Origin of the sequence: Lysinibacillus sp. JK80 (assembly GCF_027557635.1) — a bacterium.
Taxonomy (GTDB): domain Bacteria; phylum Bacillota; class Bacilli; order Bacillales_A; family Planococcaceae; genus Lysinibacillus; species Lysinibacillus capsici.
In genome coordinates, this window is record NZ_CP058997.1 from 3904939 (window position 1) to 3921770 (window position 16832).

Sequence of the window (16832 nt, forward strand, 5' to 3'; positions counted from 1 at the left end):
GCGACTTGCAAGTAGAAGTCGCCTTTTTCTTATTCATCCATGCAAATCTATGTATTTTATGAGCACTTCCTTCTATAATGTAAAGAAGCTAAAAAATATTAGACAGAAAGGACATCTTTATGAAATTAGGTGCCCGTGTATTTAAAACTGGTGTAGCTATCGTATTTGCATTATTTATTGCAGAGTTGTTGAAACTACCTTCACCTGTTTTTGCTGGAATTGCAGCTATTTTTGCTATTCAGCCTTCTATTTATCGTTCTTACCAAACCATTGTGGAGCAAGTACAAGCGAATATTATAGGTGCGACAATTGCCGTCATTTTTGGCTTGCTTTTTGGACACCATGTCGTTGCCATTGGTATAGCTGTCATAATAGCTATCGGTTTAATGTTAAAGTTTAGACTCGAAAAATCACTTTCGCTAGCGTTGGTTTCAGTTGTAGCTATTATGGAATTTCAAGGGGATGACTTTTTAACATTTGGTTTGATACGCTTTGTTACGATATTAGTTGGGGTATTAGCAGCATTTGTCGTAAATCTTGTGTTCTTACCACCTAAATACGAGGTAAAACTATTTCGCAAAATTTATATTTTACAAGATGATATTATTCGTTGGACACGACTGGCTGTACGGCAAGCTTCTGAGCATACATCCACAAAAACAGCATTAAGTAAGTTTAAAAACCGTATGCTACGAGTGGATACGCTGTATGATTTATATAAGGAAGAGCGTAATTACTTTAAAAATAAAAAATATGTCAAAGCTCGCAAACTAGTAGTCTATCGTCAAATGATTTTAACTTCCAAGAAAAGCTTGGAATTGCTACAGCGTTTGCATAATCACGAAAATGAATTAGCTCAGCTCCCTACCCAATTTCATTTAATGATTCAGGAGAGACTTGATTCCTTGCTAACGTACCATGAGCAATTGCTCTTAAAATATACAGGGAAGCTAAAGCCTGAGCATTCGGAGTGGAGTAAAAGCATTGACTATGTCCAACGTAATGAGCTGATGGAAATTTTCATCAAGCAAATCAACTTTGCTCGTGAAGAAGGCGATACGGAGTTTTCTAGCTATCACCTACTCTATATTTTATCGCGTATTTTAGATTATGAGGAAAACTTAGAACATCTTGATACACTTATTGTTTCTTACCAAAGCTATCATGGACATGAAATCAATGTAGAATTTGAAGAAGAATTCATATAGCTAACATTTTGGCGACAGATTACCTTGATTCAGGGGGATTTTGATCACCCATTGAATAAGATAAGTCTGTCGGCTTTTTTTATACAAAAAACCTCCAAGTAGTAATCTACTTAGAGGAAAGGAGCTAAGAACGCAATGTTAGCAATTGTTGCTCTGCTTGTTGGCGTTTGACCGTTTGTTCAGCACGTAAATGCTGATAATTGGCAATGCCTGATACAATAGTATCCCACATTTCTTCAAGAGTCTTGGTAGTGTTGGATTGTTGAGCCATGGCAGTACTTAATTGCACCGCTTCCTTGCTAGCTCCCCCAAATTGCCTCATACGATCTTCAAAGGCAGAGGCTGATTGACTTTGTAATTGTTGACGTCTTTCATTAACTGCATTCATCAAACCCATTTTAAAAACAGGAATGGTTTTAACAAAAGCCCCATTAATTTGTTCCATCAATTCACTGTTACCATTACGTAGCATATCGATTTGAGGGGCTGTGATAATAGCCACCATACGCGATTTTTCTAAATCATCTATTTTTTGCTGGAGCATCTCTGCAATACCTTGCAAACGATTTAGCTCCATTTTCGCCAGCTGATTTCCTGCTTCACTCTGTTTTTCATACATCGGAATCAATGTTGTTTGGACCTCATGAAGCTTCATGTCAGTTGCTACGATATACTTTTCTAGCTCAAGATAGTACATGAGGTCTTCTTGATATAAGCGTGCAAGTACTCGGTTATCCTTTGCTAATTCCTCTTCCATCAGTACAAATTGATAATGGATTTTCTCAATATCTCTCCCCAGTCCATTATATTTCGTAAATAAATCGCCATCATTTTTGGTCTTACGTGCAAACAGCTTTTTAAAAAAGCCCTTTTGCTCTGTAAAATCTTGTTTGTCGAATGTCTGCATAAGGGCTTCAAGCTGCTTAAATAATTCATTTGATTCGAAAGTTGTTGACTGGGTGATGATGGCTAAAATTTGATCTGCAAAAGTAGCTAATTTTGTAGACGGCTCTTTTCCCAAAGCTAATAGCTCTATCTGATTTTTTATATTGATTTGATTGGCAATTTGCCGTACCTCTGCATGATCCCTTAACTGTTCTTTGAAGGCTTCTGCTGTTTCCAGTGTCAGCTGCTTCAGCGTCAACGAGTTATTCGACATTCGTGCCGCCTCCTTCCTATAATCAGAAAAAACGATTAAAGAGTTTTTTTATGATTTTGTCGGGTGCAGTTTTCTGTGGCTTTGGTTCTTCATAGTGCAAGTCAAACAGCATATGCTCTAAACGGTGTACATCATAACTATCCTCTTGCAAATGCTTTTCTAAATCTAGTTGTCCTGTCGGATTATAAAAAACAATATCCACACCAAATCGATTTAAAAAGGCCAATAACGCTATATCTTCACGTGATAAAGCTGGTTGTTGAGGTGCTTGGTATAATACCAGCTTCGGTACCTCTTGGGAATAGTCAAAGCTTTGTAGTAATCTTAGGATCTCCTGTGGAATCATCGACATTTGTTTAAATAAAAATAACTGTAAATCATATAAGGTCTCATTTGGCTGCTGTTTCAACATGGGCTGCTCACAGGAAGTTTTTATCGTGTGTGCAATCGCACGCTGTAGCTCCAATGTTAACTCACCGTATTGCCACCAATCACTTTGCATAATACGCTCTACTGATAGTTCTCCATTTACTAGGCAATGCTTATAGTGAAAGTGAAAATTGGCTCTACTCGTTGGTGCATAGGGGAATTTTTGGACAAAAACAGTTTGCGGATTTGCTAATAACTGATGCATATAATACCAGTATTCTTCCCGTCTGCTCGAAACCCCACTAATTTTGGCAAATATGACTGGAATGACAATCTCATCCCCAATTACTTCAAACTGTGGTCGAACCAAAGCTTTCTCTTTTGCATAAATAAAAATATCATCATATGTCATCCGTAATGTTAAGGAGCGTGGCATAAAATCTTTAAACTGCCAAGGCTTATAGACACCTGATTGCTGATCATGCATTAATTGCTCAAAATGCTGACTAGATCGATATCCAACCGTTGCCTGCCGGTCACGCAACTTATCAGGAAATGGCTGTAAAGTTGTTTGATTGGCATACGCATATGTGATAGAGAAAGTATCATTAGGATCAATCTCAGCAAATTCATCTATTTTAGCTGGATGAAAAATTAACACATCACAACCGAGCTCCATTAATAACAATAAGAAATAGCGCTGACTTAGAGTTGCTTCCCCATACCAAACTACTTTAGGAAAATCGTCTGTTGGTTTCATGGATTTTGTCCATAGAATCCAATGGTTTTTTAGCCATTTCACCATATCAATTAAAAAACGGCGAAAGTCATTTGCTAGTAAACCTAACGATTGCTGTTTTTGAAAGAGCTCTACTACTTTAATGGTTGCTAACTGTAAATGGCGATTCATTACACTGTCATCATGCTTAGGAATTAATTGATAACCATACATCATTGCCACTAAACGATTAATAGATAGACCTTGTGGAGTTTGTTGATGCTGCGAAAGGATTGTTTGTATTGCCTGAAAGTCTTTTGGTTCAATATGTTTATTTAATTCTTCACTTAAAATATGGATGTTAGTGTTCTGTGACAATGTAAATAACGAATTGAAATAATCATCTTCTTCGATTGGTACGCCCAATACACGAACAGCAATTCTACTAAAGCTCACTTGCTGCTCTGTTGTTTCATAAAATGCACGATCCTTTGGTGAATCTTGAAACGCCTGTAGCCAATCATCAGGATGACGCTCCAACACTGATTTAATTGTGATTGTTTGCATACAAACGCACCTCCTAAAAATCATCCTCAGCCTATGCTAAAGCATTCATTTGTCATAGGACGTCTCACCTAATGACAACAAAAATATTTGAACATCTATACGATCGTTTGTTGTGATGCCATCTGTAAAACTGTTTCCAATAAATTCTTTGTAAATGCTTCACCATTGTGAGGCGAGTAAGTTGTATTTTGTAAAAACTTTGGCTGTTTATCCTTTAAGTCTCCATGATTTGGTGTAAAACCTAAATCAGCCATTGCAAGCATGCCATAATCCATAATAGAATCACCTGCTGCTATATGCACATCGTATGTACAGAACTCTTTTATATATTCTATAGCCGCTTCCTTTGTCAGCACCTTGGGCATAAAATACAATTTTTTCCCTTGTAGCAGAACATGCCAACCATGCATATCAAACTCTTGAATCATCGCTTGTAATTCATCGTATGGTAAAATATCAATATCTACATGATGTACATAAAAAAGATCATCTATATAAAGAGATCGTTGTAGCCATGTATCAGATTTAATCGTCTGAAATAGCTTTAGCATATCCATACGAGGGATCGAGGAATCTTCAATACGTCTAGATAATGTTTGTGTCCATTTTTCATATGGCTGACCCTTTTCTACTATTGTACCCCCATTGCTTGTAATTGCAAAAGCAGGGCATAAATCATGAATAAAATGGATTCTTTGATATTGATGTAAAGCTCTTGTCGTAACAGGAACAAATAAAGTATGTTGGTGTACCTGTTGCAATAGGGGTGCTGTTGCCTGTGTCATCATACTCATTGCTGTTTCGTCCTTGTGTTCAACGACGATTGTCTCTGTAGCTGGCGGAAACATCTCCATCATGCGTTTAGAATAAATAAGGGTTCTATCTAAATCAGATGTAAATAATATCATCATATTCTCCTCTATAATTCTTTGATCAAACCACAACATGCATAGGACATATTCGAATACTCTTCAATCAATACATTTTTTTCCTGCGCTAATAATAAAATATGTTTCAATTCATGCATGTACTGTGGATTAATTAAAATCTTCCAAGGTATCCTTCTCAGCAAAACTCTTGTCGTTTCCCCAACACCTGGCTTAATGAAATGTATATTATCAATACCAAAATCTCGTTGAATTATTTGCACGGACTTCATACCCTCCCATGTAATTGGAGAGATTTCTTGCTCTTGAATTTGTTGCACAATTTTACTCTGTACTTGTTCAAAACATGTGACGATACGCTCTATGTACAGATTGGAGACATCTATTGCCTCTAATTCTTTGTAGTATTTTGCACCATGAAAATCGTTTGCATCCATAAACTGCAAATTTAATACCGTTCTACTTACTAATCCAGATACAGTGGAATTTAAACAAGCAGATGGTATTAAAAAATCCTCACGAGTTCCATAAATAGCTGCACAATGGCCAGGATCAGCCAAAACAGCTAAATCGGCACTTAACTGTTCTTGATATCGTAAATTAAACTTTTGGCAGGATTGAATTAATTCATTGGTAATTGCCCCTTTTCCTGTCCAACCATCAATAAATTGCAGACTTCCTAGAGGATGCTGTGTCAAAATATAACGAATTGCCGCTTCATCAAACCCACGACCTCGCAGTATAGAAATGGAGTAATGTGGAACATTCACATGATAATGCATGGCTATATACCGTTTGATTAAAATACCAATGGGTGTACCTGCACGAGCTAAACTCACAAGAATTAAATTTTCTAATCCTCTATTTTCAACGATTTGCTCTGCCACTACTCCAACGGCGATTGCTATTCTTTCTGCATGAACATCTAGCGCTTTGTAAAAAAGATTCATGTAGGTATCCGATGGTTGCTTCTCCACTGGCAGCATTTCCGAATAATGTATACCCGATTGAATGAGTTGTTCACGTTTCTCATTATCCATTTCAAGGAATGCACTTCCAATATCACGCAATAAAAAAATAACGTCCTCTGGTGCATAACTCCCCATTTTATCTGGCCGCAAAGTCGATATCATCGTTCTACCTCCAATTCATGCATACTAATTACATATACTTTGGCGTTAGTGGCTTCTTGTAATGCCTTTACCACACGAGCAACTACCTCTTTACTTGCTATACGTTCCACTATGAAAAAAAGTTCCGTGTAAGACTGGCTTTGAAGATTGTATAAAAAATTAGTGACCCCGTTATTTTCTGGACTTTCAAAGGCTATTTTATCGTTAATCGTATATCCTAAATCATCCGTACAATAGATTGGACTACGAGTAGTTGACTGAAAATAAACATCATTTCCTAAATAAGAGGCAATTTGCATAGGAACATACATGAACTCACCCGTGCCAATAACAAGCGCTGGTCCATTTGTTCTTAGCTCTTGTAATTGCATAGCAATAGCTTGTATCGTTTGCTTTTGGTCAACATGCTGTTTTGACGTGAGCATAAATCTCCCTGTTGCTAGTAAATAGGGGTACTTATTTATTAATCCATTCTCCGCAACAGAACGATAGAATTTGCGATCAACAGATACTTGAATCGGACAAATGTCCATATCTCGTGCAACCTGTGTTAGTAAGTTTGGTTGTGTACTGGTTAAGCTTGGAATGCCTGAACAGCTAAAATTCCCACACATAATGGAGATGAATTCTATAGAGATACCCCATTGTACTTCTAATTGCTTAAAGATTGTTTGCTGCTGTTGGGAACGCCAATCTAAAATAGATAGTACCGCATATTGTCTCACTAAAGGAAATTTCTGTATTAAAGTCTCAATAATATTAATGACCGTATTTCCAGTAGTAATCTCATCATCAATTAACACAATGCGCTTAGCTTGCAGTAAAAATTCTGGTTCCTCCGTATAAATTCTATGGCTTGTCGCATGTGAATGTTCTTCCTCAAACGTAACAAATGGCTCAAAATCGGGCAACACTTCACGTGTTGTGTGGATATACATAGCATTCGAGTGAAAGGCATTAAATACTGCGTGTCCAAGTGCTGTTGCTGTCTCAGCAAAGCCAATAAACAATGTTTCATCCGTTAATTCTAGGGTTCCTTCTATGGATTTTTGTACTACATCCAAATTAGCTCCGTCTTTTAAAGCTTTAACGATAGACGAAGCCATTACCTTTTGTCCCGTAAGTTGCTGCTGATACATCATTGCTAAAAGAGTTCCTGTCAGTAAAGGGATTTGCGGACGGACAGCCAAATGTTTGCCTAGTACCGTGCTTACAAACAAAAATTGTCTCTTCTTATTAATCCGAGCCGCCATTCTAAACAAATCGGTTAGCGCAAAATTATACGGATTGTAGGTAATTTCAATATCAATTGAATAATTCGGTAAAATGCTTAATTTACTCATTTGTTGTTGCATATACACTACCACCTATTTCAGACTGTAATAAAAGTGAGGCAAAATCGACAGATTCATGATAAACACCATAGACATGAGCCTGTTTTAAAATCCGTTGTGCCCATCTCATATGTGGCTTAATTTCATTCATTTTATTAGCATAGTGACTTTTCATAACACCTTTTTGTCCATCATTATTTTCTATAATACTTAGCGCATCTAAGTATTCCTCATACGAAATAGCATACAGGGCATGCACAACACGGATATGGCTCGGATGAATAATTGTTTTTCCCACTATGCCATTTTGTTTATCCATTAAAACTTCTTTCATTAATCCATCTAAACAATCGTCTAATAACGCTTTCCTTGTATCAAGCGCGCCTTTCTCACTAAATGGTGTCACTCTAAGTGCGGGCTTTAATACACGCTGATTATTAAAATACTCCCACACAGGCCCAGAAATAATAAAACCATCTTCCTCACGACCTAAGATATTGACAATATCTGCAATACAATCTCGTATGACACTAATATCATAAATGGTAGAATCCATACGCCTGCGAATTCCGTAAATACCACAAAAATCGGTAGCACCAATTCGTACATTTAATACACGGGCTTTGTATTGATGTAGAACCGCTTTAATGTCTAATAACGCTTCCATGCGAGATTCCTTATATAGTACCTCACGACTTTCTAAAATTGGCATACCATATAAAATTAAATCATTTTCTAAAATGGTTTGTTCAAGCAACTCGAAATAACGGGCACCCTGTTCTGCTGTAAACTTTGGAAAGACATAGCCAGTTAATATTTCTTGCTTTTTCCCTAAAACAGTTGTTAGCCTTTGAAATTGCTCAACATGACGTACTCGAACAAAAAGTAAAGGGAGCTCCTGAAGTAATAGCTGTTTTTGCTGATAGAGTGCATATAATTCACTAATATCCTCTATCAGCTTAGCTTCACAATCTACTAACTCTGCATCTCCAACTGCATCCTCCAAATCAATGACAAGTGATGTGAGTTCCTTATATTTTTGTGATCGGATCAAGCTCACAATCGTAGGCATGGAAGCTGGCATATACAAAGTCGCACCTAGGGCATATGACAAAATATCCGCCGTTTCCCATTTTGTAAACGGCTGTGGCTTCTTATAAAAAATCATCTCTGCTTCTGTTGCAAAATGTTGCATCTAATCCTCTCCCCAGTAACTATGCCTTTTGTGAAAAAAGCACTGTATCAGCCTGTTCCATACAGACTAATACAGTGCCTTGTTTACACTGCTGTTTTCTTCTTCAACTTGTAAATAACAAATGTCAATAAGAATGCAGCTATTAAAATAATAACGAAAATTTCATGCGAAGGATGGTAGCCCCAATATACTAACACACATTTTCAGTGCATTACGATAAGCCCCTGTTACATCTGCTAGTTTAAAAACTGTGCATATGTATTTAATATCTCATTTAATACATCCACATCAGATCCTCCACCATGCACCTACGTCCCATAGTTACTGTAGGCCATATGCATTGATTAAAGCAGCTAGTCCACCCTGGTAACCTGAACCTACTGCAGCAAATTTCCACTCACCATTATGTCGGTACAGCTCACAAAATACTACAGCCGTTTCAATACTGAAATCTTCACCTAAATCGTAACGCAATACTTCTGATCCCGACTCTTCGTTCGTCAATCGTACATAGGCATTTAAGACTTGCCCGAAGTTTTGATGACGTCCCTCGGCATCGTAAATAGTAACCGTCACTACAATTTTTTCTATTTGAGGTGATACTTGCTTTAAGTTGACAAGAATTTTTTCATCATCCCCATCCCCTGCACCTGTACGATTATCTCCCGTATGGACAACAGACTGGTCTGGGCTGGCTAGATTATTATAGAAAATAAAGTCCTGTTCATTACGACATTTACCTGAAGCATCTAGTAAAAATACAGATGCATCCAGGTCAAAGTCTTGTCCACCATCAAATTGCTTTACATCCCATCCTAAACCAATGCCAATGCTATTTAAGCCTGGATCTTGCTTTGTTAAATCAATACGTTGCCCTTTACTTAATTGTATAGCCATTCAAAAATCTCCCTTTCTGTCCAAAGATGAAATTTTAGTTTACACTTAAGCCATAATCATTACATAAAGCAGCTAAGCCACCTTGATAGCCTGCACCAATCGCATTAAATTTCCATTCTCCGTTATGACGATATAATTCCCCTACAACAATAGCTGTTTCAATACTGAAGTCCTCGCCTAAATCATAGCGAATAATTTCTTCGTTGGAAGCAGCATTCATAATACGAATATAGGCATTAGACACCATACCGAAGTTTTGACTGCGAGACTCTGCATCATGAATGGTTACTGTGAAGGCTAGTCGCTGAACATGAGCAGGTACTTGAGTTAATGCCACTTTCACCACTTCATCGTCACCTTCGCCTACACCTGTTAAATTATCGCCTGAATGCTCAACTGAACCATTGCCACCTGTAGTGTTGTTATAAAAAATAAAATCATTTTGATCTGCAACTTTACCTGTATCAGCAAGTAAAAACACAGAGGAGTCTAAGTCAAAATCATGACCACCATCATATTTATTTGTATCCCAGCCTAAACCTACAACCACATTCGTTAGTCCTGGATTTGTTTTAGTTAAATCTACCTTTTGACCTTTTTGTAGTGAAATGCCCATAATTTTTATTCCTCCTATTTAGTCAATTATTTATTGATATCTTCGAACAACGTCGCCAAGCTTTATGTCATTTGTTCCCGTACCAACCGCAGCAAATTTCCATTCGTTATTATGACGGTAAATTTCTCCACATACTAACGTCGTTAAATTCGAATAATTATCAGTTAAATTATAGCGAATTAGTTCGCTTCCTGTCCTGTCATCATACACACGAATATATGCATTATGAATCATACCAAAGTGTTGATTGCGACCTGCCGCATCATAAATGTTTACAACAAACACAAGCTTGTTATATTGCGAAGGTACAGACGATAATTCAATTGTAATTACCTCATCATCACCATCACCATCACCTGTTAAATTATCACCTGAATGTCGAACAGAACCGCAGCTACTTGTTAATTTTCCGAAATAAACAACATCGTCACCCGCTACAACCTTATCATCTTGTAACATTAATACCGAAGCATCACAGTCGATACTTCTGCCACTGCCACTATTTCTGCTAGAAAATAAACCACCTAAAAAGCCGCCACTTTTCTCTTGGCCTACAGGGTCCCACCCTAAACCAACTTTAATTTTATTTAATCCTGCGTTACCCTTTGTTAAATCAACTCTTTGTCCTTTTTGTAAATTAATCCCCAATTCTAACACCCTCCTAAAATATGTATTTCAGTCGAAAGATTTTATGGTAAGCAATAATCTACTAAGCTAAAAGATTTCTACTTAAATCAAGTCTAAAATAACGTGACAAAAAATTCAATTAATGGCTCCGAAAAGGTGTTTTCTCTTATTTTTGAAAGCCCCTCACGTCTTTTTCTATACTATAGAACGTTTTTGTAGTAAAAATGTTCCTTTTATATCCAATGGTCCAAGCAGCTAAAAAAACCTTCTAACTTGTAGAAGGCTATTGTCTTATTTACTAGCTTTTCATTTTTGGATCAAGTGCATCTCGTAGTCCATCACCCATTAGATTAAAGCCTAAAACTGTTAACATAATAGCTAAACCAGGGAAAATCATCGTCCACGGAGCATTTAATAAAAACTTCCGTGCATCCGCTAACATTTTTCCCCATTCTGGTGCTGGAGCTTGAGCCCCTAGCCCAAGGAAACCTAATGCTGCCGCTTCAATAATGGCTGTCGCAATTGCTAGTGTTCCCTGTACAATTATTGGGGTTATGGAATTCGGCAAAATATGGGAAAATAGAATTCGTGCATCACGCATACCAATTGCTTTTGCCGCTACTATATATTCCTCTTCCTTGACACTTAAAACTTTAGAACGGATTAAGCGTCCAAAATTCGGTACGTTAATAATAGCAATAGCGATTAATGCATTTTGTAAAGATGGACCCAGTACTGATACTACTGCAATCGCTAGTAGCATACTAGGGAAAGCTAGCATAATATCAAAAATACGTGAAATTATCGTATCGATCCATTTTCCATAATAACCTGCAATGATGCCAAGTAAACTACCAATTATCACGGACAAAATAACAGAGAAAAAGCCTACCCATAGCGAAATCCTTGCACCGTGAATGATCCTCGAAAAAATATCCCGTCCAAAATCATCAGTTCCAAACCAATGATCAGCGGATGGTGCCAGTAAACGCTTCGTTAAATCTTGTTCATTGATGCCCTGTGGTGCAATGAACGGACCAATGACAGCTAGTATAATAAAAAATATAACAATTCCTGCTCCAACAAGGGATACTTTACTCTTTTTAAAACTACGCCACCCTTCGAGCCATGGACCTACTGCCTTTTCTCGAACTGGTGATACTTCTTTTTTTATATCGATTGCTCCAGTCATCATTGCAACTCCCTTCTATTTGTATTTAATCCGTGGGTCGACTACTGTGTACAGTAAATCCACAATTAAGTTAATCATGATGAAAATAAATGCAACAACGAGAATACCTGATTGAATAACGGGATAATCCCTGAAGCCAATCGCATCATAAATATAACGACCAATTCCTGGCCAACTAAAAATCGTCTCTGTTAAAATGGCACCACCTAGCAGTAATCCAGTTTGTAGACCAATTACCGTTAACACAGGAATAACTGCATTCTTTAATGCATGCTTATAAACAACAATAAACATTTTTTGCCCTTTTGCTCTTGCAGTCCTTACATAATCTGAACGCATAACTTCCAGCATGGAGGACCTTGTGATTCTGGCAATTATAGCCATCGGAATCGTTGCAAGTGCTGCTCCTGGTAATATTAATCGCTTTATGACTTCGATGAATTGATCAAAGCGGCCTTGAATGAGCGTATCCAATAAATAGAAATGGGTTATGGCGGTAATTGGATTTCGCACATCTTCTCGACCAGATGTAGGCAGCCACCCAAGCTTACTACTAAATGTCCATTGCTCCATCAATCCAAGCCAGAACACGGGTACAGATACACCGATTAACGCTATAATCATTGCTGTATAATCAAACCAAGAATTTTGGAACCACGCAGAAATAATGCCAGCATTCACACCAATAACAATCGCAATGATCATTGCAAATAGTGCAAGTTCGGCTGTTGCTGCTAAGTATGGGAAAATTTCTTCTGATACAGGTAGTTTCGTACGTAGGGAGACTCCTAAATCTCCCTGAAAAATACCTGCTAAGTAACTAAAATATTGTGTATACCACGGCTTATCTAATCCTAAACTTGCGTTTAACGCCTCGACCGCCTCTTTTGTTGCCTGTTGTCCTAAAATAACTTGTGCTGGATTTCCAGGAATTGCCCGTATCAACATAAAGACGATAAAAGTCATTCCAAGCAAAACTGGGATTAGTTGAAGTAAACGTCTCCCCATATAGTGAAGCATTTTCATCACCTCTCTATGATTTTCATAATCTACTGTGAAGTCTTTATATACTGTTGAAAGGTTGATCCTTCACTAAACGGTTTTGAATGTTTAGTTGAATTCTTTCATACAGGAAATAATCATTATCTTTACTTGAAAAGAATCTGCGAGATTTCCACGGCTTACCCGCAGAAAAGCAAGCAGATTCATCACATTCCTTTGTTCAATTAAAAATGATGCAATTTACTATTGAATATCTACTGCATCTAAACGGTCAGAGCCAGTAGGATGCGCAATGTAATTTGTAACTTTCTTGTTAGCAGCTAAAATTGGAATAGAGTGAGCAAGTGGAACCCATGGAGCATCCTCAGAAATAATTACTTGAGCTTGCTTATAAAGTTCATTACGCTTGTCTTCATCGATCTCAGTTTGAGCAGCTGTTAATATCTTGTGTAATTCTGGATTATCATAGAACGTATAGTTATTAGAACCAATATTATCGGCGTCTAATAACGTGTATAGGAAGTTATCCGCATCCCCATTATCGCCTGTCCAGCCAAGTAGGAATGCATCCGCTTCACCATTTTGAGCTTTTTCTAAATACGTAGCCCATTCAAATGACACAATTTTAGATTTAATACCTACGTCTTCTAAGTTCTTTTGAATCGCTTCAGCAACTTTTTGTCCGTCTGGCATGTATGGACGTGGTACTGGCATTGCCCATAGCTCAATTTCCTTGCCATCGTAACCTGCTTCAGCAAGTAATGCTTTCGCTTTTTCAGGATCATACGTATAGCCTGTCACTTCATCGTTATAACCAGAAATTACTGGTGGCATTGGGTTTTTCGCTGGCTCAGCTAGCCCTTCATAAAACGCATCCACTAATGCTTGTTTATCAATTGCATAGTTGACTGCTTGACGTACTTTTACATTATCAAAAGGTGGACGTGTAACAGTTAAACCAAGGTAACCAACGTTCATAGATGGACGTTCGATTAACTGTAAATTTGCATCGCCTTCAATTGTTGCTTTATCAGATGGGCTTAAGCCATCAGCTACATCAATATTGCCTGCTAATAAATCATTTAAACGTGCTGAGTTTTCTGGAATAGAACGATAAATTACTTTATCTAATTTAGGATAGCCATCAATATAATAATCCGGGTTTTTCTCAATTGTGATTGCATCATTACGTACCCAGCTAACAAATTTGAATGGACCTGTTCCTACAGGATTTGCAGATAAACCTTCTTCATCTGCTTCAAATGCTGTTGGAGAAGCAATCGCAAATGGAGACATTGCTAAATTCTTCAGGAATGGTGCTTGAGGTTGACTTAACTTAAAGACAACTGTGTAGTCTCCCTCTGCAGTTACTGATTCAATTACTTGCTTGTCACCAACGACAAATTGCGAACTAAAGTAAGGGTGTTTATCTGCACCTGTTTTCCAACGCTCAATATTTTTAACAACAGCCTCAGCATTGAAATCTGTGCCATCATGGAATTTCACACCTTCTTGTAGCTGGAAAGTATACGTTAAACCATCCTCTGATGCCTCCCATGATTTGGCTAAGCCTGGTTGAATTGTTACATCTTGCTCTCCGAAGTTTACAAGTGTTTCATAAATATTAGCTGTCACCGTGAAGGATTCACCGTCTGTAACAACAGCAGGGTCAAGTGCTACAGAATCTCCACCACGACCATACACTAAAATTTTTGGTTCTCCACTGCTAGCTGTATCGCCACCAGTTGAAGTATCTTTACTACCCGTATCCTTAGTATCTGAGCCGCCACAAGCTGCTAAGATTGTCGAGAGAATAAGGAGTAGCATTACACCTAAAGTCCAAAACTTCTTTTTCTTCATCGAATTTCCCCCTATGAGTTTTTATATCATTTAATGTTGGAGTGCCTCGTAAAGATGGCAAGCAACATAATGACCTGGTTTCACTTCTTGCATTTTAGGTACTACCTGTGAGCACTGATCCTTTTTAAACGGACATCTCGTATGGAAAGTACAACCGCTTGGCGGGTTTGATGCACTTGGAATATCTCCAGAAATGATGATCTGTTCCCGTTCAAACGTAGGATCTGGAACAGGAACCGAAGATAAAAGTGCTTGTGTATATGGATGAAGCGGTTCAGCATATAAATCCTCACTCGCTGTCAGCTCAACTAATTTACCTAAATACATAACGCCAACTCGATTACTAATATGACGCACAACCCCTAAATCATGGGAAATAAAAATATAAGTTAGCCTTAAATCCTTTTGCAGCTTTTGCAATAAATTCAAAACCTGTGCCTGGATGGATACATCAAGTGCAGATACTGGCTCGTCCGCAATAATTAAGCGTGGATTGGTCATCAGGGCTCTAGCAATGCCAATACGTTGCCTTTGCCCTCCACTAAATTGATGCGGATAGCGTTTGATATGATATTCATTCAATCCAACAATCTCAAGTAGCTCCAACACTTTTTGTTTTCGCTCTTTGGCATTACCTATCCCATGAACAATAAGAGGCTCCTCTAAAATTTTGCCGATGTTATGGCGAGGATTTAGTGAGGCATAGGGATCCTGAAAAATCATTTGAATATCTCTACGTGCCTTCCTCATTTCATTATTGGATAATTCTGAAATCATTTTGCCTGCGAATTCTATCTTGCCTCCAGTGGGCTCTAGTAAACGCATTAATAAGCGACCCGTTGTGGATTTACCACAGCCTGATTCGCCAACAATTCCTAATGTTTCTCCTTCAAATACTTCAAAGGAAACATCATCTACAGCCTTTACATCCCCGGCATGTGAATTAAGGACTCCTTTTCGAATCGGAAAATATTTTTTTAACCCCTCAACCTTTAATAACGCTTTCGACACGTTGCTCCACCTCCTGCTTTTCTAGTAAAAAACATCTCGATTTATGATTCTCTGCTGCTTCAAATAAAGGTGGTGTTTCCTGTAAACAACGTTCCATTGCATATTGACAGCGTGCTGCAAAACGACAGCCTACCTGAATACTTCCTGGTTTCGGTACACTTCCAGGAATGGAGTATAAATTTTCCTTTTTATAACGCATGTCAGGTACTGATTGAATAAGCCCTTGTGTATAGGGATGTTTAGGATTAGTGAAAATTTCATGAATCGGCGCCTCTTCCACTATTTGTCCTGCATACATAACAATCACTCGCTCACAGGTTTCCGCGACAACCCCCAGATCATGTGTAATTAACAACACAGCTGTATTCAATCGTTTATTTAAGTCTTTCATAAGCTGTAAAATTTGGGCTTGTATTGTAACATCCAATGCAGTTGTAGGCTCATCCGCAATCAATACTTGAGGGTCACAGACAAGTGCCATAGCAATCATCACACGTTGACGCATACCGCCAGACAGCTGATGTGGGTAGTCCTTTAGCAAATCCTCAGCACGTGGTAGACCTACCAATTTCATAATTTCAACCGCTCTTGCAAACGCTTCCTTTTTTGACCATTTTGGATTATGGATTAATATAGCTTCCTTTAACTGGTCACCAATCGTGAACAAAGGGTTTAGCGAAGTCATCGGCTCTTGGAAAATCATTGCAATGTCTTTTCCACGTATTTTTTGCATTTGTTTGTCTGTACATTTAGCAATATTTTTGCCATCTAGCAAAATTTCTCCACCCGTTATTTTACCTGGTGGTGATGGAATTAATCCCATGATGGACAGCGACGTAACACTTTTACCACTTCCCGATTCTCCTACAATCCCTAAAATTTCTCCTTCATGGACAGAAAAATCGATATCGTCTACAGCAGGAATTTGCCCATTATCTGTGAAAAAGGTTGTTTTCAAACCTTTTATTTCTAGTAGTTTTTTCCTCATGTGTAACGCCCCACCCTACCTATATTTTACTTAAATGTATAATAATATTAATAGAATACTATAACTTTC

At 37.9% G+C, this 16832-nt stretch carries 15 protein-coding genes; 1 reads left to right on the forward strand and 14 read right to left on the reverse strand.

Annotation, left to right across the window (positions count from 1 at the left end; translation table 11 throughout):
* The first annotated feature begins 119 nt into the window (after positions 1 to 119).
* Positions 120 to 1208 carry an FUSC family protein gene (locus HXV90_RS19650; protein ID WP_048394747.1) on the forward strand — a complete coding sequence of 363 codons (1089 nt, stop codon included), beginning with the start codon at positions 120 to 122 and terminating at the stop codon, positions 1206 to 1208.
* A gap of 124 nt (positions 1209 to 1332) precedes the next feature.
* On the opposite strand, the gene HXV90_RS19655 is transcribed toward HXV90_RS19650, so the two are convergent.
* The 14 genes from HXV90_RS19655 to HXV90_RS19720 form a co-directional block, all read right to left on the reverse strand.
* Complete coding sequence (locus tag HXV90_RS19655) at positions 1333 to 2367, reverse strand: toxic anion resistance protein (protein ID WP_048394749.1); 1035 nt, start codon at positions 2365 to 2367, stop codon at positions 1333 to 1335.
* Positions 2368 to 2389: 22 nt separating this feature from the next.
* Positions 2390 to 4021 carry a YceG family protein gene (locus tag HXV90_RS19660; protein ID WP_269897855.1) on the reverse strand — a complete coding sequence of 544 codons (1632 nt, stop codon included), beginning with the start codon at positions 4019 to 4021 and terminating at the stop codon, positions 2390 to 2392.
* A gap of 95 nt (positions 4022 to 4116) precedes the next feature.
* Positions 4117 to 4932 (reverse strand): hypothetical protein, encoded by an 816-nt coding sequence (locus tag HXV90_RS19665; protein ID WP_269897856.1) that lies wholly within the window; start codon positions 4930 to 4932, stop codon positions 4117 to 4119.
* 8 nt (positions 4933 to 4940) lie between these two features.
* Entirely contained in the window at positions 4941 to 6041 is a 1101-nt protein-coding gene (locus HXV90_RS19670) for a cysteine protease StiP family protein (RefSeq protein ID WP_269897857.1), read from the reverse strand.
* Positions 6038 to 7396, reverse strand: a complete 1359-nt coding sequence (locus tag HXV90_RS19675; RefSeq protein WP_269897858.1) for a phosphoribosyltransferase family protein — start codon at positions 7394 to 7396, stop codon at positions 6038 to 6040. Before HXV90_RS19675 ends, HXV90_RS19670 begins: the two co-directional genes overlap by 4 nt.
* A complete protein-coding gene (locus HXV90_RS19680; protein WP_103118831.1) occupies positions 7377 to 8570 on the reverse strand; it encodes an HpcH/HpaI aldolase/citrate lyase family protein in 1194 nt (397 codons plus the stop codon). The genes HXV90_RS19675 and HXV90_RS19680 overlap by 20 nt, the downstream gene beginning before the upstream one ends.
* A 321-nt stretch (positions 8571 to 8891) precedes the next feature.
* On the reverse strand, positions 8892 to 9467 hold the full coding sequence (locus HXV90_RS19685; RefSeq protein WP_016994007.1) for a TerD family protein: 576 nt from the start codon (positions 9465 to 9467) through the stop codon (positions 8892 to 8894).
* A gap of 34 nt (positions 9468 to 9501) precedes the next feature.
* Positions 9502 to 10083 (reverse strand): TerD family protein, encoded by a 582-nt coding sequence (locus tag HXV90_RS19690; protein ID WP_048394760.1) that lies wholly within the window; start codon positions 10081 to 10083, stop codon positions 9502 to 9504.
* A gap of 30 nt (positions 10084 to 10113) precedes the next feature.
* Entirely contained in the window at positions 10114 to 10731 is a 618-nt protein-coding gene (locus tag HXV90_RS19695; RefSeq protein ID WP_048394762.1) for a TerD family protein, read from the reverse strand.
* Between the two features lie 277 nt (positions 10732 to 11008).
* The gene (gene nikC, locus HXV90_RS19700; protein WP_054549024.1) at positions 11009 to 11905 is read right to left on the reverse strand and encodes a nickel transporter permease; all 897 of its coding nucleotides are present in this window, start codon (positions 11903 to 11905) and stop codon (positions 11009 to 11011) included.
* A gap of 12 nt (positions 11906 to 11917) precedes the next feature.
* Positions 11918 to 12922 (reverse strand): ABC transporter permease, encoded by a 1005-nt coding sequence (locus HXV90_RS19705; RefSeq protein ID WP_269897859.1) that lies wholly within the window; start codon positions 12920 to 12922, stop codon positions 11918 to 11920.
* A gap of 225 nt (positions 12923 to 13147) precedes the next feature.
* Positions 13148 to 14764, reverse strand: coding sequence for an ABC transporter substrate-binding protein (locus HXV90_RS19710; RefSeq protein WP_112116671.1), 1617 nt, complete (start codon positions 14762 to 14764; stop codon positions 13148 to 13150).
* 30 nt (positions 14765 to 14794) lie between these two features.
* Complete coding sequence (locus HXV90_RS19715) at positions 14795 to 15775, reverse strand: ABC transporter ATP-binding protein (RefSeq protein WP_112116672.1); 981 nt, start codon at positions 15773 to 15775, stop codon at positions 14795 to 14797.
* On the reverse strand, positions 15750 to 16763 hold the full coding sequence (locus tag HXV90_RS19720) for an ABC transporter ATP-binding protein (protein WP_103118833.1): 1014 nt from the start codon (positions 16761 to 16763) through the stop codon (positions 15750 to 15752). The genes HXV90_RS19715 and HXV90_RS19720 overlap by 26 nt, the downstream gene beginning before the upstream one ends.
* Positions 16764 to 16832: the final 69 nt, after the last annotated feature.

Bases quoted from the DNA above. Each gene is read 5' to 3' on its own strand.
- HXV90_RS19650 (WP_048394747.1), top strand. From the start codon at position 120: ATGAAATTAGGTGCCCGTGTATTTAAAACTGGTGTAGCTATCGTATTT.
- HXV90_RS19655 (WP_048394749.1), bottom strand. From the start codon at position 2,367: ATGTCGAATAACTCGTTGACGCTGAAGCAGCTGACACTGGAAACAGCA.
- HXV90_RS19660 (WP_269897855.1), bottom strand. From the start codon at position 4,021: ATGCAAACAATCACAATTAAATCAGTGTTGGAGCGTCATCCTGATGAT.
- HXV90_RS19665 (WP_269897856.1), bottom strand. From the start codon at position 4,932: ATGATGATATTATTTACATCTGATTTAGATAGAACCCTTATTTATTCT.
- HXV90_RS19670 (WP_269897857.1), bottom strand. From the start codon at position 6,041: ATGATATCGACTTTGCGGCCAGATAAAATGGGGAGTTATGCACCAGAG.
- HXV90_RS19675 (WP_269897858.1), bottom strand. From the start codon at position 7,396: ATGCAACAACAAATGAGTAAATTAAGCATTTTACCGAATTATTCAATT.
- HXV90_RS19680 (WP_103118831.1), bottom strand. From the start codon at position 8,570: ATGCAACATTTTGCAACAGAAGCAGAGATGATTTTTTATAAGAAGCCA.
- HXV90_RS19685 (WP_016994007.1), bottom strand. From the start codon at position 9,467: ATGGCTATACAATTAAGTAAAGGGCAACGTATTGATTTAACAAAGCAA.
- HXV90_RS19690 (WP_048394760.1), bottom strand. From the start codon at position 10,083: ATGGGCATTTCACTACAAAAAGGTCAAAAGGTAGATTTAACTAAAACA.
- nikC (WP_054549024.1), bottom strand. From the start codon at position 11,905: ATGATGACTGGAGCAATCGATATAAAAAAAGAAGTATCACCAGTTCGA.
- HXV90_RS19705 (WP_269897859.1), bottom strand. From the start codon at position 12,922: ATGCTTCACTATATGGGGAGACGTTTACTTCAACTAATCCCAGTTTTG.
- HXV90_RS19710 (WP_112116671.1), bottom strand. From the start codon at position 14,764: ATGAAGAAAAAGAAGTTTTGGACTTTAGGTGTAATGCTACTCCTTATT.
- HXV90_RS19720 (WP_103118833.1), bottom strand. From the start codon at position 16,763: ATGAGGAAAAAACTACTAGAAATAAAAGGTTTGAAAACAACCTTTTTC.